19 protein-coding genes and 1 pseudogene are annotated in these 22200 nt (G+C 53.5%); 13 read left to right on the plus strand and 7 right to left on the minus strand.

What is annotated here, in order from left to right; all coding sequences use genetic code 11:
• Window positions 1-59 precede the first annotated feature (59 nt).
• The 3 genes from BS29_RS06890 to BS29_RS06900 are packed head-to-tail and all read right to left on the minus strand — an operon-like array spanning window position 60 to window position 3152.
• Window positions 60-1343, minus strand: coding sequence for an alanine racemase (locus tag BS29_RS06890; protein WP_229956466.1), 1284 nt, complete (start codon window positions 1341-1343; stop codon window positions 60-62).
• A gap of 1 nt (window position 1344) precedes the next feature.
• Complete coding sequence (locus tag BS29_RS06895; protein ID WP_229956467.1) at window positions 1345-2757, minus strand: D-arabinono-1,4-lactone oxidase; 1413 nt, start codon at window positions 2755-2757, stop codon at window positions 1345-1347.
• Entirely contained in the window at window positions 2757-3152 is a 396-nt protein-coding gene (locus BS29_RS06900; RefSeq protein WP_229956468.1) for a c-type cytochrome, read from the minus strand. Before BS29_RS06900 ends, BS29_RS06895 begins: the two co-directional genes overlap by 1 nt.
• A 73-nt stretch (window positions 3153-3225) precedes the next feature.
• On the opposite strand from BS29_RS06900, the gene BS29_RS06905 reads away from it, so the two are divergent.
• The 3 genes from BS29_RS06905 (at window position 3226) to BS29_RS06915 (ending at window position 7821) form a co-directional block, all read left to right on the plus strand.
• Window positions 3226-3864, plus strand: coding sequence for a TetR/AcrR family transcriptional regulator (locus BS29_RS06905; protein ID WP_229956469.1), 639 nt, complete (start codon window positions 3226-3228; stop codon window positions 3862-3864).
• Between the two features lie 148 nt (window positions 3865-4012).
• Window positions 4013-6049, plus strand: coding sequence for a 3-hydroxyacyl-CoA dehydrogenase NAD-binding domain-containing protein (locus BS29_RS06910; RefSeq protein WP_229956470.1), 2037 nt, complete (start codon window positions 4013-4015; stop codon window positions 6047-6049).
• A gap of 29 nt (window positions 6050-6078) precedes the next feature.
• The gene (locus BS29_RS06915; RefSeq protein ID WP_407673760.1) at window positions 6079-7821 is read left to right on the plus strand and encodes a class I adenylate-forming enzyme family protein; all 1743 of its coding nucleotides are present in this window, start codon (window positions 6079-6081) and stop codon (window positions 7819-7821) included.
• 3 nt (window positions 7822-7824) lie between these two features.
• Here BS29_RS06915 and BS29_RS06920 read toward each other — a convergent pair whose 3' ends face one another.
• Entirely contained in the window at window positions 7825-8754 is a 930-nt protein-coding gene (locus BS29_RS06920) for an acyl-CoA thioesterase (RefSeq protein ID WP_229956471.1), read from the minus strand.
• A gap of 50 nt (window positions 8755-8804) precedes the next feature.
• On the minus strand, window positions 8805-9977 hold the full coding sequence (locus BS29_RS06925; RefSeq protein ID WP_229956472.1) for a thiolase family protein: 1173 nt from the start codon (window positions 9975-9977) through the stop codon (window positions 8805-8807).
• A gap of 286 nt (window positions 9978-10263) precedes the next feature.
• Between BS29_RS06925 and BS29_RS17570 the strand changes: the two are divergent.
• From BS29_RS17570 to BS29_RS06950, 6 genes and pseudogenes are all read left to right on the plus strand, one after another.
• Window positions 10264-10422 (plus strand): annotated as a pseudogene (locus BS29_RS17570) (hypothetical protein); the annotation flags it as partial.
• Window positions 10423-11091, plus strand: coding sequence for a winged helix-turn-helix transcriptional regulator (locus BS29_RS06930; protein ID WP_229956473.1), 669 nt, complete (start codon window positions 10423-10425; stop codon window positions 11089-11091).
• 122 nt (window positions 11092-11213) lie between these two features.
• Entirely contained in the window at window positions 11214-12671 is a 1458-nt protein-coding gene (locus BS29_RS06935) for a carotenoid oxygenase family protein (protein ID WP_229956474.1), read from the plus strand.
• Window positions 12672-12682: 11 nt separating this feature from the next.
• The gene (locus BS29_RS06940) at window positions 12683-13912 is read left to right on the plus strand and encodes an acetyl-CoA acetyltransferase (RefSeq protein WP_229956475.1); all 1230 of its coding nucleotides are present in this window, start codon (window positions 12683-12685) and stop codon (window positions 13910-13912) included.
• A 2-nt stretch (window positions 13913-13914) separates the two neighbouring features.
• Window positions 13915-14781 carry a DUF1295 domain-containing protein gene (locus BS29_RS06945; RefSeq protein WP_229956476.1) on the plus strand — a complete coding sequence of 289 codons (867 nt, stop codon included), beginning with the start codon at window positions 13915-13917 and terminating at the stop codon, window positions 14779-14781.
• A 124-nt stretch (window positions 14782-14905) separates the two neighbouring features.
• A complete protein-coding gene (locus BS29_RS06950; protein WP_229956477.1) occupies window positions 14906-16612 on the plus strand; it encodes an N-acyl-D-amino-acid deacylase family protein in 1707 nt (568 codons plus the stop codon).
• 60 nt (window positions 16613-16672) lie between these two features.
• Here the strand turns inward: BS29_RS06950 and BS29_RS06955 are convergent, their stop codons facing one another.
• A complete protein-coding gene (locus BS29_RS06955; protein WP_229956810.1) occupies window positions 16673-17344 on the minus strand; it encodes a spermine/spermidine synthase domain-containing protein in 672 nt (223 codons plus the stop codon).
• Window positions 17341-18060, minus strand: coding sequence for an SDR family NAD(P)-dependent oxidoreductase (locus BS29_RS06960; RefSeq protein ID WP_229956478.1), 720 nt, complete (start codon window positions 18058-18060; stop codon window positions 17341-17343). Before BS29_RS06960 ends, BS29_RS06955 begins: the two co-directional genes overlap by 4 nt.
• A 239-nt stretch (window positions 18061-18299) precedes the next feature.
• Here BS29_RS06960 and sdhC point away from each other — a divergent pair, with 239 nt between their 5' ends.
• From sdhC to BS29_RS06980, 4 genes are read left to right on the plus strand one after another with little or no spacing between them, the layout of a single operon-like run.
• Complete coding sequence (gene sdhC, locus BS29_RS06965; protein ID WP_229956479.1) at window positions 18300-18698, plus strand: succinate dehydrogenase, cytochrome b556 subunit; 399 nt, start codon at window positions 18300-18302, stop codon at window positions 18696-18698.
• 4 nt (window positions 18699-18702) lie between these two features.
• The gene (gene sdhD / locus BS29_RS06970) at window positions 18703-19092 is read left to right on the plus strand and encodes a succinate dehydrogenase, hydrophobic membrane anchor protein (protein ID WP_229956480.1); all 390 of its coding nucleotides are present in this window, start codon (window positions 18703-18705) and stop codon (window positions 19090-19092) included.
• Window positions 19092-20936, plus strand: a complete 1845-nt coding sequence (sdhA, locus tag BS29_RS06975) for a succinate dehydrogenase flavoprotein subunit (RefSeq protein WP_229956481.1) — start codon at window positions 19092-19094, stop codon at window positions 20934-20936. Before sdhD ends, sdhA begins: the two co-directional genes overlap by 1 nt.
• Before the next feature lie 11 nt (window positions 20937-20947).
• Entirely contained in the window at window positions 20948-22192 is a 1245-nt protein-coding gene (locus BS29_RS06980; RefSeq protein ID WP_229956482.1) for a hypothetical protein, read from the plus strand.
• Window positions 22193-22200 lie beyond the last annotated feature (8 nt).

Below are 22200 nucleotides of genomic sequence, written 5' to 3' on the forward strand. Positions count from 1 at the left end.
GCTGCTTTGAGGATCTTGAAAAGCAACGCTTTGGCTTTGTCCGCGAAAACAGATATGATTTACGCGGATGCCGGAAATACTGACCAGCTCTCGACTATCGTTCCATTCTCGTAAACAGCAATATCTCCGAATTGCAGAACAACGGCCTCGCTTTGGGTCGGACGCAGGAAGACGAAATCATCCGGCTTTATGTCGGTTTTGGGGCCGCCATTTAGCATTTCCTGATTGCTGGAATGACCAAAGGTGCTGTTGTAACGCAGCCCCGGTGGATCTTCAGGATGAGCCATCCAATTGCCGCCGTACATGAATATTGTCTTGTCGAGATTCGGGTCAATCATGCGCTTCGCACCATCAGCAAACTCAAGCGCCGGTAAGCGGGTTTCATCGAGTACCTTGATCGCGGGCGTCGCGATAAAGGCAGCGGGCTGAAACGCTTCCAGCAAGTCCGTATCAAAGTCGGTTGGTTTGACCAGTGCAGATCCAATCGATAATTCGTTGGCAATTTCAGTGTTTTCATAGAGCCGATAAGTTGGGCTACCCGCTGCGTTGCGGGTCGAAGCGTTCACAGCGCTCTCACCAAAAACGCTATTGGCTGCACCAAGAGCCTCTCGATATATCGCCCAGGCACCTTCTTTGGCTCTTTCTTGCCAACCCAAAGCTGTAGGCAGCTTCGAAAGATGGGGTTCATAACCCATCATTCCGGCAAAGCTGAGACGGTTGGATTGGCGAATTGTCTCCATCATCCCCGTCAGCGCATTACCTGGCTCCATTCCACCCCGATGCAGACCCACATCCAGTTCGATATTGATCGCCATGTCGGCTCCTTGCGCATCCGCAATTGCCGCATATTGATCAAGCCGCTCTGGCGTATCGACCAACCACTCAATCCGTGCTGCCGCTTCGGCTTTATGTGGCGATAGTGCATTGAAATAATTTTTCGCCGCCTGAGCAGGCAGCGGTTTGCCCAGTAATTGGCTCGCCTCGGGCATAGCCTCTGAAAGCGCCAAAAGCATCGGCAGGTTAAACGTCATCAAACGATCGGTACCGCTACGCGCGCGGACATAGCCGATCAGGTCGAGCGAAGGCAGAGACTTGGCCACGATACGATAGCCCATGCCATCCGGCAGGTCTGACATAAGCTGGTCAATATTGGCATTGAGGCGCGCACGATCGATCACCAATGTTGGTTGCCCAATATTGGCTGCCTTCAATGCTTTTTGCATCTCAAGAAAATAGGGCTGGCGCGGCCCACTTTCATCCGATGATCTTCCGATTGCCAACGCTGTTCCTCCCGCGACAACTGAGCCGCCAATCAGGATTTTTCTGCGGCCGATTTTTGCCATACTATCCCGCTCCCAGCAATTTTGCCATATAGGGGTTTAGCATTTTGCCATCTGGATCAAGCTGTCTGCGCAATTCATTAAACGCTTCGAACTGTGGATATAGCGCTGCCAGGTCTTGGGGTGTCAGACTATGCAGCTTGCCCCAGTGCGGACGTCCGCCTGCAGCGCGAAAAATCGGTTCAAATTCGGTGAAGAAGAATTCGTAATTTTCATCCGCCTGGGCGTGAATAGCAATGGAGAGGCGCCGGCCGTCGTTAAAGGGAGATAACCAGGCATCATCGGGTGCCGTGACACGTGCCTCGATCGGGAAAAAGGCATCCTTGCGACTTTCCATTTTTGCGAGCACCTTACGCAGGGTTTCCATCCCCTTGTCCAGAGGCATATGATATTCCATTTCATTGAACTTGGTCGGACGGCTGGTGGCTAGCAATTTCCAACCCGCATCGGTCATGTCTTCCCCGGTGTCCGGATCGGTCGACGTTTCGAAGATTTTTCGCCGCAGCCAGGGCCACCAGCCGAAATAGTCTCGCAACTGTCTCAGATCGGCAAGAAAATCCTCGTCCTGATTGGGTTCTTCGCCTTCTATAGGTCCGTCATATTTGTCATGGATCAGCGTAGCGCCGTGACCGGTTCCGGGGAAGAATAGCGCCTCAAAATTACGGTGTTTCTCGGATAGCGTCAGGTATTGATCCAGTATCTCTTCCATTTTGACCAGTTTGACGCGCCGGTGCAAGTTGAAGGCCGGTTCCACTGCGAGATCATAGCGCGTGATAATGCCGAGCACGCCGAGCGAAACCTTGCCTGCCTCAAACAGTTCCGGCTGTTGATTGGTACTAACTTCAAGAATTTCTCCTGCTGCGGTGACCAGTTCGAAACCGCGCACATAGTCATGAATTGCTGTTAAGTTGCGCCCCGTACCGTGGGTAGCCGTTCCAAATCCACCGGCCAGTGTCTGTACATCAATATCGGGCAGGTTGGCGAAGGCCAAACCTTGCTCGTGTAACAGACGTGCGGCTTGCTGTAGTCGCGTTCCCGCTCCCATTATGGCGATCCCGGCCGTCTTGTCATAAGACACTAGCCCCGACATCGCGCTAACGTCAATCATTGTTCCTTCAGACGGACAAAGCGGAGTGAAACTATGTCCGCTACCAACCGGTCGAATGGGTGCGGGGGTAGTTTGAATTTGAGCCGCCAGTTCCTGGACATCAGCCGGTGCCATGAGCGATTTTGGCGTCGCTTTTTGAATGCCGGACCAGTTCACCCACGCGCGTTCACCGGTAGGAGCTTCGGGTAGTGCAGGGTCAAAGCCGTCCCGGACAAAATCCTTGGACGACCACCAAAGCTGACTACAGACTGGGATCGCGACCGCGGCTGCCGCGCCCCCAAGCAACAGGGTTCTGCGTGATACAGCCATCAGATCGTCCTCCCGGCCATGAAGGCCGTAAGTTGCATAAGCTCGTCATCCGTGCAGTCATTGCAAAGCCCCATGGCAGGCATGGCATTGAGACCATTTTTGGTGGAGGTCAGCAAGCCATTCGCATCCTTGGCTTTAAAGCGCTCATCCCATGCCGCTTTATGTGCTGTTAGAGGAGCGCCAGCATCCGGTGTAGAATGGCAGGACCGGCAGCTGCGATCATATTTCGCGGCAAGCTGTGCATGGGCGGGAACGGCCTCGGCTGCCTTTGAAATATCCGATTCTGTTGGCGTAAGATCGACCACAGCATCTGTCTTGCCATCTGCTGTTGTTCCATCATTTTGCTGCCCACAGGCAGCCAGTGCCAAAAACCCCAAAACCATCAGTTTTTTCATGATTTGATCCTTGCCAACGCTCAAAACGATAGTTATAACTATCATTAATAACTAGACAGGTCAACAGATTGCCATGACGAGCAAGAAAACCCCTTCCGAAACACGCAGAAAGCCAAGGCAGAAGCGGAGCGAGGACACTATCGATCGCATTTTGGATGCCGCTGCGGAATTGCTTGAGGAGCTCGGCTTCGACAAGCTCAACACCAATCTGATCTGCGAACGCGCCGGGCTAACGCCGCCTGCATTGTATAGATATTTTCCCAATAAATATTCCGTCCTCAAAGAGCTGGGTCAACGATTGATGGAGGTCCAGAACCAAGCGCTTTATGACGTGCTTGAGGAATTGGGGCCGACGCCAACGGTCGAGCAAATTGCCGATCAACTGCGCGGACAATATGAGGTAACAATTACCCAAAAAGGCGCTTCCTGGATCATGCGTGCACTCCACGCCACCCCGCAACTTGTGGATGTTCGCCGATCATCGCATGACAAAATGGTCAAGCGTTTTATCGCCGTCCAATCGGAGCAAGGCGAGAGTCATAATCATGCTCAAATCGAAAGGCGATCACGAATTATCGTGGAAACCGGCTACTCTATGGTTGAAATGTTGATCGACAATCCTGCCTTGGATTCTGACGCGACTCTGGCCGACACGGCGATTATGATATTCGCTTTGATAAACGAGAATGTCGCCAGCGACAGAGGTCAGTAGAGGCGGTTTTTTGGCGTGAACCAATAGATATATAGCAGGTTCAACAAAAGCCTGATTTCCAATCGTTATTGTTTGTGATAGCTCAACTGCTTGCTCGTAGTCCGGGCCTGGTATTCATGCGTGCAGCATGACCTTACAGGAGAAGAAAATGTCTGTCGTCACCACTGAGAAGCACGATAATATCTTAGTCATCATCTCGAACAATCCGCCAGTTAACGCGCTTGGCGCAGCGGTACGGAAAGGATTAGCAGATGGTGTAGCAGAAGCATTGTCTGACGACAGTATTGAGGCTGTTGTGGTTCGCTGTGATGGAAGAACTTTTTTTGCCGGAGCGGACATCACCGAATTTGGTAAACCTATGCAGGACCCCAATCTCGGTCAGGCGATTGATCAACTAGAAGCGAGCAATAAACCGGTTGTCGCCGCCATCCACGGCACGGCTTTGGGCGGCGGTTGTGAAGTGGCCTTGGCCTGCCACTACCGGGTAGCCGTACCATCAGCAAAAATGGGACTGCCTGAGGTGAAGCTGGGGCTTATCCCCGGTGCCGCTGGAACGCAGCGCTTGCCGCGGGTGGTTGGCGCCGAGGCGGCTTTGCCTATGGTTGTCATCGGCAATCCGATTTCTGCGAAGAAGGCGCATGCTATTGGCCTGGTCGACCAGATTGTCGGCGAAGACAGTCTGACCGAGGATGCAATCGCCTTTGCACGCGAACAGATTGGCAAGGCACCGCCACGTTCTTCCGAAGGTACGGCCAATGAAGATGGTATCAAGAACCCGGCCCTATTTGACGAATTCCGGCAAAAAAATGGCCGCAAGATCCGCGGGTTCGATGCGCCGGAAGCAGGCATTCAAGCCGTAAAAGCCGCAGGCGAGCTGTCTTACGCCGATGGTGTCAAGAAAGAGGGCGAGCTTTTCATGAAGCTGATGACCGGTACCCAGTCGGCCGCCATGCGCCACTATTTCTTCGCCGAACGCGCGGCGAACAAGATCGACGGCATTGATCCCAAAATCGACCTGATCCCAATCAAAAAAGTCGGCATATTGGGCGCCGGAACCATGGGTGGCGGCATCGGCATGAACTTTCTGTCTGCCGGTATTCCCGTGACCATTGTCGAACTGAAAGAAGAAGCGCTGGAACGCGGTGTTGGCGTCATCCGCAAAAATTACGAGAATACAGCGAAACGCGGACGGATGACCGAGGAACAGGTCGAGGGCGCAATGAGTCTTTTGACGCCGAGCCTGTCCTATGACGATCTCGCCGATTGCGATCTGGTGATCGAAGCGGTGTTCGAGAATATGGACGTCAAAAAAGAAGTCTTCGCCAAGCTCGACGGCATAGTGAAACAAGGCGCTATCCTTGCCAGCAACACCAGCTATCTGAATATTGACGAGATTGCTTCGGTGACGAAGCGGCCGGAATATGTGCTCGGCCTGCACTTTTTCTCACCTGCCAATATCATGAAATTGCTCGAAATCGTGCGCGGTGAGAAGACAGCGGATGACGTGCTGATGACCGCGATGAAGCTGTCGAAGAAAATTGGCAAGGTCGCGGCTGTCTCTGGCGTTTGTCCCGGCTTTATCGGCAACCGGATGCTCAGCCCGCGTCAGGAGCAAGCGAATATCATGATCATGGAAGGCGCCAATTACTGGGACGTGGATGATGTGCTGCTGGACTTCGGCTTTCCGATGGGGCCGTTCCAGATGTCTGATCTCGCCGGGGTTGATATTGGCTGGCACCGCGATCCCGAACGCATTGAAACATTGCGCGATGCCCTATGTGCCGCCGGTCGCTGGGGACAGAAAGTCGGCAAAGGTTTTTATGACTATAATGAAGCGCGGCAACGCACCCCGGCCGATGAGGTCAAACAGATTATCGCTGAATTCGCCGCCAAAGCGGGCAAAGAGCAGCGCGAAATTTCAAAAGACGAAATCCGCGAACGCCTGCTCTATCCGATGGTCAACGAGGGCGCGAAAATCCTTGAAGAGGGCATGGCCCAGCGGGCGAGTGATATCGATGTCGTCTGGATCAATGGCTATGGCTGGCCGCTTTACACTGGTGGCCCGATGTTCTGGGCCGACACGGTCGGGCTTGATAACGTGGTTGCTGGTCTGAAAAAACATGGTCTGCCAGTGGCCAAGCTGCTGGAAGAAAAAGCTGCTGCAGGCAGCAAATTTAACGGATAGGGTCGCGTCTATCGATTAGGAGAATATGTTTGTCAGCTGAAGCTATAGATCCACTCGAAAAGTGGACACCGCCCGCTGGATGGCCCGTCAGGTCTCGTAAAGAAGTGGACGCATTATTGTGCGCGCCGGGCCAGCCGTTTGAAATGGAGATGGTTGATATTGATGGCGTGGAAACCCGCGTCTGGAAAAATGCCCATCCCACACTTGCGGCGATGGCGGAACATGCGCGCGGCCATGGCGACAGCGAATTTCTGATATTTGAGGACGAGCGCGTCACCTATGCCAACTGGTACCGCGCCGTGGCGGCTCTGGCGGTAGAGCTTCAGAATATCGGCGTGTCGAAAGGTGACCGGGTTTCGCTCGCGATGCGCAATTTACCGGAATGGCCGGTGATCTTCTTCGCGGCAGCCTCTATCGGGGCGATTGTTGTGCCGCTCAACGCCTGGTGGACGGATCAGGAACTGGTCTTTGGCCTCGCAAATTCGGAAACCAGCGTTTTGCTCTGCGATGCCGAGCGATGGGACCGGATTTCCTCTCATTTGAGCGATCTGCCTGATCTGAAACATGTCATTGTGGCGCGGAACCAGAGCGCTTTGGCCGATCCGGCGCGGGCGCTGGAAGAGATTATCGGACGGCCCAACGACTATGGCGATCTTCCGGATCAGGATCTGCCAACCGTAGACATGGCCCCCGATGATCCGGCAACGATATTCTATACCAGCGGTACAACCGGCCAGCCCAAAGGCGCACTCGGCACGCATCGCAACCTGACCACCAATGCGATTTCAGTTGGCTATTCCGGTGCCGCAGCGGCTTTACGGCGAGGCAATGAGTTGCCGGAGCCGACAGTTCGGGTCGGCCTGACAGTCGTGCCGATGTTCCACTGCACCGCCTGTTCGGCGATCATGATGCCAACCGTGCATGGCGGCCATAAGATGGTCTTTCTCCACAAATGGGACACGGTGCGGGCAATGGAGATTATTGAGCGGGAAAAGGTCAACGCCACCGGCGGCGTCCCGTTTATCGCCTGGCAATTGATCGAGCATCCGGATCGCGACAAATATGATCTGAGTTCGATTGACGCGATCAGCTATGGCGGCGCACCTTCTGCACCAGAACTGGCGCGAAAAATCTACGAGGTTTTTGGCGCCCTGCCCGGCAATGGCTGGGGCATGACTGAGACGATGGCGACGGTGACATCGCATAGCGCCGAGGATTATCTTAATCGCCCGACAAGCTGCGGCCCACCGGTTGCTGCGGCCGACCTCAAAGTCATGAGTGAAGATGGTGCCCACGAAATGCCGATTGGCGAAGTGGGTGAGCTTTGGGCGCGCGGGCCGATGATTGTGAAAGGCTATTGGAACCGACCGGATGCAACGGCCGAAACCTTCGTTGATGGCTGGGTCCGCACAGGCGATCTGGCGCGTCTGGACGATGAAGGCTTTTGCCATATTGTCGATCGCGCGAAAGACATGATCATCCGCGGCGGGGAGAATATCTATTCATCCGAGGTCGAGAATGTCCTTTATGATCATCCGGCGGTGATGGATGCAGCCTTGATTGGCATTGAGCACAAGACTTTGGGTGAAGAACCGGCGGCAGTCGTGAATCTGGTGCAGGGTCAAACCGCCACTGAAGCCGAATTGCAGGAATGGGTGCGTGCCCGGCTGGCAAATTTCAAAGTGCCGGTCAAAGTGCTGTTCAGCGAAGACAGCTTGCCGCGCAACGCCAACGGCAAAATACTCAAACGCGATCTGAAGTCGTTATTCTGACCGTCAGCCGCTTTTCGGCGTAACCCGGATCAGGCCTTCCTGCACCGCGGACGCAACCAGCTTGCCGTCTTCCGTGTACAGCGAACCGCGATTGAGACCGCGCGTGCCGCCGGTCCAGTCGCTGTCCATGACATAGCAAATCCACTGATCGATCCTGAAATCGTCATGGAACCACATCGCATGATCAAGGCTGGTCGAGAATAGTCCGGGCGTGGTCCAATGCAATCCGTGCGGAATCATCGAGGTGGAGAGCAATCCCATATCGGATGCGAAGGCCAGTGTCGCGTGATGGGTCAGCGGATCATCTGGCAGCGGCGCAACCGTCTTGAACCATTGATATTGGCGCGCGGGTTCGCTTTTGCCTTCCGGACGAAAGCTTCGCACATCAAAGGGACGCGGCATGCTCATCCGCTCAATATGCTTGTCCGACACTTGCGGGTTGCGGGCAATTTGCTCCATCATACTCATGCATTGGTCGGGCGGCAGAATATCGGGCATCGGGACCTGATGATGGAGTCCGTCAGCCGGTTTTTGAAAAGAGGCCGTCAGGTTGAATATGACCTTTTCATCCTGACGCACAACAACCCGGCGGTTGGAAATGCTGCGTCCGTCAAAATCGCGGTGCACCCGAAAATGCAAAGGCTTGGTCTCGTCTCCAGCGCGCAGAAAATAGGAATGCAGCGAATGTATGGTCTTCTCTTCATCAACGGTATGATCCGCCGCGACAATGGCCTGCGCAATCACCTGCCCGCCAAAAATACGCTCGCGTGCCGTCGACGATAGCGCGGGATAGAGAAACTCGTCATCAGCGTCTGTCGTGAGTTTAAAGGTGCGGAGCAATCCGGCTATCAGCTTCTCCGCAGGCACGGAGGAGCGATTGGCCAAAGCTTCCGAAAGCCGGCGTTCGACTTGTTCGTCCGATAGTTGATCCACAACTGCTTCTATTCCTTAAAATGCTGGGGGTTGTTCGCTATCCTGAACGTTCAGGGGTAGATCTCGAACAGACCTGCTCCGCCCTGCCCGCCACCAATACACATGGTCACAACGCCCCATTTTGCACCGCGACGGCGGCCTTCCTGCAACAAATGCCCGGCACAGCGCGCGCCGGTCATGCCAAAGGGATGGCCGATCGAAATGGACCCGCCATTGACGTTATATTTTTCCGGATCAATGCCCAGACGATCGCGGCTGTACAGGCACTGGCTGGCAAAGGCTTCGTTGAGTTCCCAGATATCGATATCATCAACCGTCAGGCCTTGTCTTTCTAGAAGCTTGGGAACCGCAAAGACCGGACCAATGCCCATTTCATCCGGTTCACACCCGGCGACGGCCCAGGATACGAAACGGCCCAGTGGTTCCAGCCCGCGTCGTTCGGCCTCTTTGGCTTCCATCAACAAAACTGCAGCGGCGCCATCGGACAACTGGCTGGCATTACCAGCGGTGATATATTTGCCTTCACCCATGACCGGCTGCAACTTGGCGAGACCTTCCAGGGTCGTGGTCGGACGATTGCACTCGTCCCGATCAACCGTGTAATCGACAATGCTTTCTTCCTTGGTTTCCTTGTCGACGACTTTCATCTTCGTCTGCATCGGTACGATTTCATCGGCGAAAAGTCCTGCTTCCTGCGCCTTGGCCATACGTTGCTGTGATTGCAGCGAATATTCGTCCTGATATTCGCGGCTGACATTGTAACGCTCCGCCACGATATCCGCGGTATCAATCATCGGCATGAAAATATCGGGTGCGATTTTCAGGATTTCGTTATCGATGCTGCCTTCCGGCGCGCGCTGCCCCTGCATCGAAATGCTCTCGACGCCGCCAGCGACAACGCAATCTGCCCCATCGCCGCGAATATGGTTGGCCGCCATGGCGATGGCCTGCATCCCTGACGAACAGAAACGGTTGATCGTGGCACCAGCAGTGGTTTTGGGCAGCCCGGCAAGAAGCGCGGCATTGCGTCCGATATTTGGCGCAGTATGGGCGACGTTGCCCATCAGGCTGTCGTCGACAAAGTCACTCTCCACGCCCGACTTGGCAACGGCGTGCTTGATGGCATGCGCCGCCATCGTCATCGGCGGTGTGATGTTAAACCCACCCCGCCCTGCTTTGGCGAGCCCGGTACGGGCATAAGATACGACGACTGCTTCACGCATGATAAATCTCCTTTTGACGGTGATGGCCTAAGTCTATTTAGGGCGGTGTCAAGATGAGACCCAAGCTTGCAACAAGCGCGATGCCAGTTTGGCTAAAAAGCACTGGCGGTTGCTAAGCTTCTGCACTCGCAGTAGGATTTTAGACAATTGCTATTGTCTTGTGGATTTTATGCCTTCTTCTGACAGCTCTTCTATCGATCCGAATATGATCAAGACCTGTTCCATATGGCGGGCGTTGGAAATACTGGGCGATACGCCGATTTTGTTGATCCTTGAATCTATTTGGATGGGTTCAACTCGTTTCACTCAACTGAGGGAAAGAACCGGTCTTCAAAAAGCACTTTTATCTAACCGACTGAGTCGTCTCATCAAGGCAGATATATTACGCAAAGACTCCGATAATGGGTCGTCAAAGCACCGCCAATATGGATTGACAGGGAAGGGCGTGGACTTGTTTCCCACCGTTTTGACTCTCTATGTCTGGGAGCGCAAATGGGGCACCGCGGACATGCGCCGTAATCTCGAATTACGGCATGAGAGCTGTGGCGCGGTGCTAAAACCAGTTCCGGTTTGTGGGGCCTGTAAGCAGAGTTTCGGTTTGGATGAAGTCTCGTTTGTTGAAGGTCCGGGTATCGGGCTGATGCCGGCATCATATAGCCGTCGCCGCAATCAAGTGAGTTTTCAGTCAGATCAGCCCTCGTTGCTACGCGGGTCCGTAGAGATATTGGGAGATCGTTGGTCAGCGCTCATCATGCGGGCAATATTTACCGGGCTGAATCGTTTTGATGGGATTACGGCCGACACAGGGGCAGCACCCGCGATATTATCCGATCGTCTGAAGACTCTGGTTGAATCCGAAGTGCTGAAGTCGGTTCCCTATCAACAAAATCCAGTCCGCAATGACTATTTCCTGACCAAGAAGGGGTTCGATTATTATTCGGTCATCATGATGCTGATGTTGTGGGGTGACAAATATTATGGTGCCGCAGAAGGCCCTCCGGTATTGTTGACGCACACCACATGCGCACAGCGACTTATCCCTGAAATCGCTTGCGGCCATTGCAAAGAGACGGTCTGTCCTCAGTCGGTAACGATCACCGGACTGAAAAACTAACCTAACAAACAAACGCTTAGCATAGCAGTTCTAAAACGGGAGCAATTCCGCTTGACCCAATGGCACCGATGCGTGATAGCTCAGTGACTTCTATAAACATACCAAATGTGGAGTCACGAAATTTGCCCCAGCTCGTCAATCGCGTAAACGCGACCCTTTCCGAGAATGACCACCCCTATCTCAACGGAGCGTGGACCCCGAATTTTGATGAATATGACGCCGATGACATGGCAGTTATCGGAGAGATTCCGGCTGATATTGACGGGGTTTATATTCGTAACACCGAGAACCCCGTACATGACGCCATCGGTCGCTATCACCCATTTGATGGCGATGGCATGCTCCATATGATGCGCCTGTCTGGCGGCAAAGCGGAATATAGAAACCGCTTCATCCGCACGCGCGCTTTTGAGGCTGAAGCAGAAGCCGAACGATCATTGTGGATTGGCTGTATGGGCAATCCCAAGAAATCGGAACGTAGCGGCTGGGGCGCGCATGGCCACATCAAGGATAGTTCTTCAACGGACGTCGTAGTTCATGCGGGCAATATCCTCTCGACATTCTGGCAATGTGGCGAAGGCTATCGGTTGGATCCTCACACGTTGGACACTTTGGGAATTGAAGGCTGGGCACCGATTGATGGGATATCCGCTCATCCCAAGCTCGACCCGGCAACAGGCGAACTACTATTCTTCAATTATTCTACCCACGCGCCCTATATGCACTACGGCGTTGTCGGGGCAGATAATAAACTCAAGCATTACATCCCGGTAGCCTTGCCTGCGCCACGTTTGCCGCATGATATGTGCTTTTCGCAAAACTATTCGATCCTGAATGATTTTCCGATGTTCTGGCCGCAGGCGATGCTGGACAATGGATTTTATATTCCGGTCTTTGACAAAACGATGAAATCGCGTTTCGCTGTTGTTCCTCGCTTTGGCAATCCAAAGGATATCCAGTGGTTTGAAGCTGAATCTACCTATGTTCTGCACTTCATGAATGCTTATGAAGAGGGCGACGAACTGATCATGGATGGCTATTTTCAAGAAGATCCACGGCCCGATCCCCTGCAGTCGATGCCAGGCGAATATCAGGCCATGGGCGCCAATCTCGATCTTCATTCGCTGAAGACCCATTTGCACCGCTGGCGGTTCAATCTGAGCACCGGAAAGACTGAAGAAGAACGGTTATATGATGACGAGATTGTTGAGTTCGGAACTATCAACCCGGCCTATGCTGGCAAAAAACATCGTTATGTTTATAGCGTGACCGGCGAGGATGGTTATTTCCTCTTTACCGGCATGATCAAGCATGATCTCGAAACTGGTGCGACCCGGCATTATGAATTTGGCGAAGGCCGTTATGGTTCAGAGGCCCCTTTCATTGCGCGCAAAAATGCGACATCAGAGGATGACGGCTATCTGATTAGCTTCATTACCGATATGAATCTCGATCGCTCAGAATGTGTGATATTGGATGCCAAGAATATTGAGGCGGGTCCGGTTTGCCAGATCATCCTGCCCCATCGGATTTGCAGCGGCACCCATGCAGTTTGGGCCGATGCTGATGAATTGAAATAGAGGAGACAGGCGTGTCACAGAATATCTATATATTGGGCGGCCATCAGACGGATTTTGCCCAAAACTGGACGCGCGAAGACAAGTCTCTTTTCGATCTATTCGCCACCACTGTGCTCACAGCGTTGGAAAAAACCGGATTGGACCCAAAAGATATCGAAGTCGGTCATGTCGGTAATTTTGTCGCCGAACTGTTTACTGGCCAAGGCATGCTCGGCGGCTTTTTCGGCCATGTGCACAAGGATTTTTCCGGCATGCCCGCCTCACGCCACGAAGGGGCCTGTGCCTCGGGCTCACTGGCCATATTGGGTGCGATGACCGATATCGAGAGCGGTCGCTATGATCTCGCCTGCGTCGCGGGTGTCGAGTTGATGCGCAATGTTTCCGGTGGTCAGGCGGCGGATAATCTTGGCGCGGCCATTTTTGTCGGCGAAGAGGGTCAGAATGCCAAATATATCTGGCCGGCGATGTTCTCTGATCTCGCTGAAGAATATGACCGCCGTTATGGCCTGCGTCACGAACATCTGATGGAAATTTCCAAAACCAATTTCGACAATGCCCGGCGCAATCCCAACGCGCAAAGCCGCAATTGGCAATTTGAAGAGAAGAGCTTTACCGCCGATGACGACTATAATCCGGTGATCGAAGGCTGGATGCGGCGTCAGGATTGTGGACAGGTTTCCGATGGCGCTGCGGTTGTCTTTCTGGCCTCCGAAGCGCGCGCCAAACAATATGCTGATCGTCGCGGTATTCCGCTTGAAAGTCTTGCCCAGATCAAGGGGTGGGGCCATACGACAGCGCCCATGCTGATGCAGACGAAATTGGTAGATAGTGCCAATGATGACTATGTTTTACCATGGACTCGCAAAGCGATTACCGATGCTTATCGGCGTGCAGGTATCAGCGGGCCGGATCAGTTGGATGTCATCGAAACCCATGATTGTTTCTCCGTTACTGAATATATGGCCATCGAGCATTTTGGGATCACCGCCCCCGGTGAAGCATGGAAGGCCATCGAGCAAGGCGTCATTGGATTCGACGGCAACCTGCCAATCAACCCTTCTGGCGGTTTGATCGGCATGGGTCATCCGGTTGGTGCAACTGGGGTTCGCATGATGCTGGATGCATCTAAGCAAGTCACTGGAAATGCAGGTGATTATCAGGTAGAAGGTGCCGCAACAGTCGGAACCTTCAACGTTGGAGGCTCCGGCACCACTAATTGCGCATTCGTCGTGGGAGCCTGATCATGAACCCGAAATTATTCATCGCACTGGTTGTGACAGTGCTCATCGGCGGGCTGGTCGCCCTTGCTGGCAGCCAGGGCGGAGCGGTGGCTGGCGGCATTCCGGTATTTTTGATCTGCGGGATCATGGCTTTTGGCATTAACTGGTTGGCGTTCGTTCCAGCCAATGCCGCGAAGACTGAGAAATATTATGATCTGACGGGTTCTTTTACCTATCTGTCTTTGATGGTCGTTGCTGCTGTTCTGTCTGCACCGTTGGATTTGCGCTCGATCATTATCGCTGTGATAGTGGTAATCTGGGCCTTGCGACTGGGATCATTCCTGTTTCTGCGTATTCGCGACGATGGCGGTGATCAGCGCTTTGATGAGATCAAGAAATCCCCAGCCCGGTTCTTTCTTACCTGGACGCTCCAAGGGATATGGGTCCTGCTAACGGCTGCTAGCGCTCTAGTCATCATCACCAACAGCACGCGATTGCCATTGGATATATTCGCCTTTGTCGGCATTGGCTTATGGATCGTAGGCTTTGCGATTGAAGTGATCTCGGACAGACAGAAACGCGAATTTCGCAAAGTGTCCGAGAACAAAGGACGCTTCATTTCTACCGGCCTATGGGCATGGTCCCGGCACCCCAATTATTTCGGAGAGATATTATTGTGGACCGGTGTGACTGTTGCATCCTTGCCCGTACTCAGTGGCTGGCAGTGGGTGACTTTGATCTCGCCTATATTCGTTGCCTTCCTGATCATTCGCATCAGCGGTGTGCCAAAACTGGAAGCGCACGCGAAAAAGAAATGGGGCGATGAAAAGGAATATCAGGACTATGTCGCGTCTGTTCCGCTGGTCATCCCGCGACCGCCGCGAGGTTGACGTTCAAATCTGTGCAGGATGAGCCGCAGCGGCGTTTTCATCGCGATCCTGACCCTTATCCAAATGCAGCATGGCGATCCGCGTTGCGCTGTCTATGGTGCATCTGATTAAAGGATGAGAGCATATGACGATGGAACACGATCTGGTTATTCGAGGCGGTACAATTGCCGATGGAAGTGGCGGTGATCTGATCAAAGGCGATATAGCGATAAGTGATGGCAAGATTACCGCAATTGGTGTGGTTAGCGGTACCGGCCATGAGGAAATTGATGCCAAAGATCGTATCGTAACGCCTGGCTTCATTGATGTGCACACCCACTATGATGGGCAATGCATCTGGGCAGAGGAATTGAGCCCGTCATCCTCTCACGGCGTGACCACTGCAGTTATGGGCAATTGCGGTGTAGGATTCGCACCTTGCCGCAAAGAGGATCACGATTTGCTGATCAATGTCATGGAAGGCGTTGAGGATATTCCCGGCGTGGTGATGGCTGATGGGCTTCCGTGGAACTGGGAAACATTTCCAGAATATCTCGACACGGTCGCGAAGGGCAAGCGTGATATTGATGTGGCGGCCTATCTGCCGCACTCGCCGCTTCGGGTGTATGCCATGGGCGAGCGCGGTGCCTCAAGAGAGCCAGCCAATGCTGAAGATCTGGCGCTTATGCGCAAGCTGTCGAAAGAAGCTATCGAAGCAGGTGCGCTGGGATTTGCAACGTCGCGCCTTTCGATACACAAGACAGCAGACGGTGGTAGCATTCCAACCTTTGAAGCTGACATTGCTGAACTAGAAGCAATTTGTGGCGGCATGGCAGATGCTGGAACAGGAACGTTTCAAGTGGTATTGGATGCCTTTGTCGGTTGGGACAAAGAATATCAGGTGATCGAACGAGTGGTTGAATCTAGCGGCCGTCCCGCCACCTTTACTCTGGCGTCGGGAAATGATGCACCGCCCCGTTGGCGCAAAGTACTGGATATGATTGATCAGACCAATGCCAGTGGCGGCAAAGCAACAGCTCAAATAATGCCGCGCCCAATTGGCCTGATTGCAGGCCTTGAATTGACAGTGCATCCCTTCGTGCTGTGCCCAAGTTGGAAAAAAATTGCTAACCTCTCGATTGAACAGCAGGTTGCCGCGATGCGAGATCCCGAATTGCGCCAGGCTTTGATTACGGAGGACTTTGAAAGAGGTCATCCGTTCAATGAGCTGGCAAGGGACTGGGATTGGCTATTCCCGCTTGACGATCCGCCGGACTATGCACCGTCAAAAGAAATGAGCATGGCTGGGCAGGCGGCCGCCAAAGGCTGCTCACCTCAAGAGATTGCCTATGACAGGTTGTTGGAAACTGAGGGTAAGGGGTTATTTCTTGCAGCTCTTGGTAATTATGAAAATGCCAAGCTTGATAGTGCTCATGAAATGCTGAGCCATCCCCATTGTATTCCTGGACTTGGCGATGGTGGTGCCCACTATGGTGCTATATGCGATGCCAGCTACTCAACTTATTTGCTGACACAATTTGTTCAGAAACCTGGCGAGCTCCAATTTGATCTCGCTGAAGCTGTGCATATGCTGTCACATAAGGCCGCCAAAGCGGTGGGTCTGCCCGATCGCGGTTTGCTGAAGCCAGGCGCGAAAGCCGATCTCAACGTAATCGATCTGCAAGGCTTGAAGCTACATTTGCCAGAAATCGTCCATGATTTGCCCGCTGGCGGACAGCGTCTACACCAGCGCGCTACAGGCTATGATGCTACCATTGTTTCTGGTGAAGTGATCCGTCGATTTGATCAGTCGACCGGTGCAAGGCCCGGGCAATTGATCAGAAATGGCTGATATCGAGGCTGCTCAATTGTATCGGTTTTGGGAGGTTTTTGCGCTTCATCCCGATAGCAACTAGCGACGTGTGGCCAGCCATATCATGTGATGTGCACCGCGTTTGCCACGTGCGCGGACCGGGGTTTCCTCGACGGAGAAGCCCACATCCGCCAATTTTCGTGTGAACTTTGCGTCTGGCGCGGAGGACCAGACTGCCAATATGCCACCTGGACGCAGCGCTTTTTGCGCAGTCTTTAGACCGGCGATGCTGTATAACCTGTCGTTGGGTGCATGGGTGATACCATCGGGTCCGTTATCCACATCAAGCAGGATGGCATCATAGTGAGCATTATTGTGAGTGATCAGATCAAACACGTCGGTAGTTTCTACAGTGACACGCGGGTCGTCTAGACTACCATCAAATATCTCTGCCATCGGCCCGCGCGCCCATTGGACGACGGCGGGTACCAGCTCGGCCACGATGATCTCTGCCTTAGCGCTTAACAGGGGTAGGGCGGCGCGCAGGGTAAAGCCCATGCCGAGCCCGCCGATTAACAGGCGCGGTGCCGTTCGATCCGAAAGACGTTCGCAGGGCAGGGTGGCAAGCGCTTCCTCCGAACCGCTGAGGCGGCTGTTCATCAGCTCGTTGCTGCCCAGCATGATCGAAAATTCATGGCCGCGCTGGAACAGCCGAAGCTCGCCCCCGCCATTGGGAATTTCGGCTCTGTCTAAAAGAACGCGGGGTGTCACCGGACGAAGCTCGCACCATTGGCATCGAGGACGGCGCCGGTCATAGACGCGGGCGCTTCCAGTGCGCAATATTTGGCCATCGAAGCAATTTCCTCTGGCTGCGCAACGCGGCCGAGCGGGATGTCCTTGAGCAATTTGTCGCCGCCCCGGCTTTCCAGATAATCCTCTGCCATTCCGGTCATGGTAAAGCCAGGGCAGATGGCAAATGCCAATATCTCTTCGCTGGCATAGGCGCGAGCAATCGTCTTGGTCATCGCAACCATTCCGCCTTTTGATGCCGCATAATGCCAGTGGTCAGGGCTGTCCCCGCGATAGGCTGCGCGGCTGGCGATATTCACGATCCGGCCTGTTGCCTGCTGATCCTGAAAATGCTGTACCGCCAATCGGCAAAGCTGTGCCGAGGCGGTGAGATTGATCTGCATGGTGCGGTTCCAGCTTTCCAGCCAGTCTGTATCGCTGCTCGCAATCGGGTTGGGATCAAAAACGCCGGCATTGTTGATCAACACATCAATCCGGCCATCCAGTCGGTCCAAGGCATCCTGCCACAATTGCGAGACGTCTTCCGGGTCCGCAAAATCCGATTGCAGCAGGCCAGCCTTGCCAGACGCGCTGTGTCCGACCGCCACAACATCACTGCCATCAAAACTGTCCAATATCGCCTTGCCAATGCCGCGGCTGGCGCCGGTTACCAATATATGTGTTTTTGCATCTGTCATGCTGTGCACGAATAGGGCTCACAGAGCCAAAGGTCCAACAAGAGATGCCGCAAGGCTCATAATTTTAATAGCGCTTTCGTGATTTGCACAAGCGATACGCCAGTTTGCATCCAAAAACCGGACAGGCGGCGCATAAAAACCGCGCTATCCTGTTTGCATGCTGTCATGTTTTCGCTAAAGCACTGGTTCGTTTACGAAGACTCCGGCACGACGCGGAGTTTCTGATCAGGGGACTAAAATTGGTTAAGCCAACGAACCGGCCATTGTCGCCGCATTTGGGAATTTATAAATGGGGTCCACATATGCTGGTCTCTATTCTGCACCGCGCTACGGGTGACGCGCTCGCTTTGCTGGGCGCACCGATATTGGTCTGGTGGCTTTACAGCATCTCAGCAGGACCTGAATCCTACGAGTTTTTTGTCAGCATCATGACGACTATTCCCGGCTTCATCGTTATGATCGGGATGACCTTTGCCCTGTTCGAACATACATATTCCGGCCTGCGACACTTCGTGCTTGATGCTGGAGCAGGTTATGAACTTCAGACCAACAAATTGTGGTCCGCAGCGGTGCCAGTACTGGCATTGCTTTCCACAGCGGGGCTCTGGGCGTTTATTTCATCAAAACTGATTGGATAAGACGATGGGATCAGGAACAAATTTAGGCAAGGTCCGGGGTCTTGGGTCGGCTCAGGAAGGTGCTCATCACTGGATCGTTCAGCGGGTGACCGCTGTTGGCAATCTTGCGTTGATCGGATGGCTGATCATTTCATTGCTGCGACTTCCCAATTACGAACATGAACTGCTGATCGGCTGGTTATCTTCGCCGCTGGTTGCCGTTCCGATGATGTTGATGCTGATCAGTATATTCTGGCACTTGCGGCTTGGGTTGCAGGTCTTGATCGAGGATTATGTCCCCGATCACGGCATGAAATTCGGCCTTATCATCTTGCTTAACTTTTTCGCCATTGGCGGTGCAGCGCTGGGGATTTTCGCTGTCGCCAAGGTCGCCTTTACCGGAGTGGTCGCCTAATGACTGACACAGATTCTAAACCCGCTTACAAGATTATCGATCACACGTTTGATACGGTTGTGGTTGGTGCCGGTGGATCCGGTTTGCGCGCGACCATGGGTTCTGCCGAAGCAGGACTAAAAACCGCTTGTATTACAAAGGTTTTTCCAACCCGTTCGCATACTGTTGCGGCACAGGGCGGTATCGCTGCCTCGCTGGGTAACAACACGCCGGATCACTGGTCCTGGCATATGTATGACACGGTCAAGGGCTCTGACTGGCTGGGTGATCAGGACGCGATTGAATATCTCGTCCGTGAAGCGCCACAGGCGGTTTACGAGCTGGAACATGCCGGCGTGCCATTTTCACGCAACGAAGATGGTACCATCTATCAGCGTCCCTTTGGCGGCCATATGCAGAATATGGGCGAGGGGCCTCCGGTTCAGCGGACCTGCGCCGCGGCCGACCGGACCGGTCACGCCATGCTCCACGCGCTCTATCAGCAGAGCCTGAAATATGACGCGGATTTCTTCATCGAATATTTCGCCATCGACCTGATCATGGAAGACGGTGCCAATGGACCAGAATGCCGCGGTGTGATCGCCATCTGTATGGAAGACGGATCCATTCATCGGTTCCGCGCGCATGCGGTCGTGCTGGCAACCGGCGGCTATGGCCGTTGCTATTACAGCGCGACCTCTGCCCATGCCTGTACCGGTGACGGTGGCGGCATGGTATTGCGCGCCGGTTTGCCTCTTCAGGACATGGAGTTTGTTCAATTTCACCCGACTGGCATTTACGGTGCGGGCGTGTTGATTACCGAAGGCGCGCGCGGGGAGGGCGGTTATCTGACCAACTCCGAAGGCGAGCGTTTCATGGAACGCTATGCACCAAGTGCGAAGGACTTGGCGTCCCGCGACGTCGTCTCCCGCTGCATGGCCACAGAAATTCGTGAGGGCCGCGGTGTCGGGCCAGAGAAAGATCATATCTATCTCCACCTCGATCATATCGATCCCAACGTGCTGGCCGAACGCTTGCCCGGTATTACCGAGACCGGCAAGATTTTCGCCGGCGTTGACCTGACACGTCAGGCGCTACCGGTGGTGCCGACGGTGCACTATAATATGGGCGGCATACCCTGTAACTATCATGGCGAAGTGGTGAACCCGACCAAAGATGACCCTGATGCTGTCGTGCCCGGCCTTTATGCCGTGGGTGAGGCCGCCTGTGTGTCCGTGCATGGCGCGAACCGTCTCGGTTCCAACTCGCTGATTGACCTTGTGGTCTTTGGCCGTGCCACTGGCCTGCGTTTGAAAGAGAAGCTGAAGCCCGGCGCTTCGCACAAGCCGTTGCCGAAGGATTCGGCTGATCTGTCGCTTTCTCGCCTCGATCATTTCCGTTATGCAAAGGGTGGCACAACGACTGCCGCACTCCGCACGGAAATGCAGAAGACGATGCAGAAAAACTGCGCTGTGTTCCGCGATGATGAATTGCTCGCGGAAGGCGTCGAGGAGATGCAGGCGGTCAATGCCAAGATGAGCGATGTCAGCGTGACTGACCGTTCGCTTATCTGGAATACCGACCTTATTGAAACTCTGGAACTCGACAACCTGATGGGTCAGGCCGTCGTCACCATGGAAAGCGCCGCCAACCGCAAGGAAAGCCGCGGCGCCCATATGCACGAAGATTATGAAGACCGGAATGATAAGCAATGGATGAAGCACACGGTTGCGACATTCAACGGCTGGGGCGGGCCTGACAAGGCGCGCGGCACCGGCAAAGTCGATATCAGCTATCGTCCGGTTCATGACTTCACGCTGACCGATGAGGCGGATTATATTAAGCCGAAGAAGCGGGTTTATTGATGCAAAGGGGATTGAGCTTTGGTTTTGCTCAACCCATCCAGTATCTGTGTTTTTTCCTGTTTAGTGTCCTAGCTTCCGAGCCGGTTCTAGCTGATAGCTGGGCACCACCGAGACAGGCTGTATTCGAGTCAGATTCCGGTGCTGCCCGTGTCACCATCATTCCGCGTGATCCGTTTAGTCTATTGGAGTATTTTCGCGATAAGCTGGATGAACGGAAAGATCCGGGCCTTCCACCTGACGCTTCCATTGTAACGGCTTCGGCGGTCATCGAGATGAAAAATGGGTCGGGTGATTGGGTAACTAACTGGAAGGTCGACCTTGTTAATGAAGTCGCTCCAGTCACAGCGATTGTTTCGGATGACGGCCAGTATCTGGTGACTTTCGATAATTGGCATCGTGCAGGCTATGGTCCGACCACTATAGTTCGTTACAAGCGTGGAAAGGGTTTGTTGGGCGCCCACGACTTGGAGTCATTCCTGCCGCCCTATTATTTACAGGCTTTGCCGCGTAGCGTGAGTTCTCGGTCTTGGAAAAAGGGTGACCCTGTTTTTGACGGTGAGGGATTTAGGTTAGCCATAATTGCTCCAAATTTGGACTCCAAAGCCGATCGCTCAAAAATCAAAACTGTTGAGTTAAAAATTAATTTGGAGAGCGGTCACGTCTCAAAAAGCGATACCAGAGCATGGATAGAAGCCATGTTGTCCGCCTTGAATGTACAAAAAATGCAACTGGATTGGGAGTCTAATAGGATAGAAGCGGAGTTAGCGCCGCTTGTTGCGAAATACCCAATGTCGGAGGGCGACTGGCATCACTACATGCGAGAGGCTTGGTTCCGTACGATAGAACCTGACAGCCTCGGTGCGACCAAGCATTTGAGGCCGATTGATCACGTCGAATATCAAAAGTCAGAGCAATGGATCAAAGATGAATTTGCGGAAATGGTGGAAGGCAAGGATGAAGCGGATTGGATTTATACTGAAATGTCCATTGCCTCGTCAGACCAGCAAAACTTGCTGAAATTATTATCCGCTATTGCTGCAGACGCGAATCCCGGTGATTTTCGTTGGGGTAAGGTTTTGATTGTAATTGAGGAGCAATATTGGCGTCAGTTGAAGGATGCGTTTAAGCATACAAACCTTAAGCTACATTTTGTTGATCCAAAAAAAGCCATTCCTGCCTCGCAACAAAGGTTGAAAATTTTGTTCAATCCCGATCCCCGCCGAGACGATGAGTTGGACTTTTTAGAGGATTTGTGAGTCCTGTT

The sequence above is a fragment of the Parasphingorhabdus litoris DSM 22379 genome (genome assembly GCF_020906275.1).
In the GTDB taxonomy this organism is placed as follows: Bacteria; Pseudomonadota; Alphaproteobacteria; order Sphingomonadales; family Sphingomonadaceae; genus Parasphingorhabdus; species Parasphingorhabdus litoris.

Excerpts from the sequence above, each read along its gene's own strand:
- BS29_RS06890 (WP_229956466.1), bottom strand. The coding sequence starts at position 1,343 with ATGGCAAAAATCGGCCGCAGAAAAATCCTGATTGGCGGCTCAGTTGTC.
- BS29_RS06895 (WP_229956467.1), bottom strand. The coding sequence starts at position 2,757 with ATGGCTGTATCACGCAGAACCCTGTTGCTTGGGGGCGCGGCAGCCGCG.
- BS29_RS06900 (WP_229956468.1), bottom strand. The coding sequence starts at position 3,152 with ATGAAAAAACTGATGGTTTTGGGGTTTTTGGCACTGGCTGCCTGTGGG.
- BS29_RS06905 (WP_229956469.1), top strand. The coding sequence starts at position 3,226 with ATGACGAGCAAGAAAACCCCTTCCGAAACACGCAGAAAGCCAAGGCAG.
- BS29_RS06910 (WP_229956470.1), top strand. The coding sequence starts at position 4,013 with ATGTCTGTCGTCACCACTGAGAAGCACGATAATATCTTAGTCATCATC.
- BS29_RS06925 (WP_229956472.1), bottom strand. The coding sequence starts at position 9,977 with ATGCGTGAAGCAGTCGTCGTATCTTATGCCCGTACCGGGCTCGCCAAA.
- BS29_RS06945 (WP_229956476.1), top strand. The coding sequence starts at position 13,915 with ATGAACCCGAAATTATTCATCGCACTGGTTGTGACAGTGCTCATCGGC.
- BS29_RS06950 (WP_229956477.1), top strand. The coding sequence starts at position 14,906 with ATGACGATGGAACACGATCTGGTTATTCGAGGCGGTACAATTGCCGAT.
- BS29_RS06960 (WP_229956478.1), bottom strand. The coding sequence starts at position 18,060 with ATGACAGATGCAAAAACACATATATTGGTAACCGGCGCCAGCCGCGGC.
- sdhD (WP_229956480.1), top strand. The coding sequence starts at position 18,703 with ATGGGATCAGGAACAAATTTAGGCAAGGTCCGGGGTCTTGGGTCGGCT.
- sdhA (WP_229956481.1), top strand. The coding sequence starts at position 19,092 with ATGACTGACACAGATTCTAAACCCGCTTACAAGATTATCGATCACACG.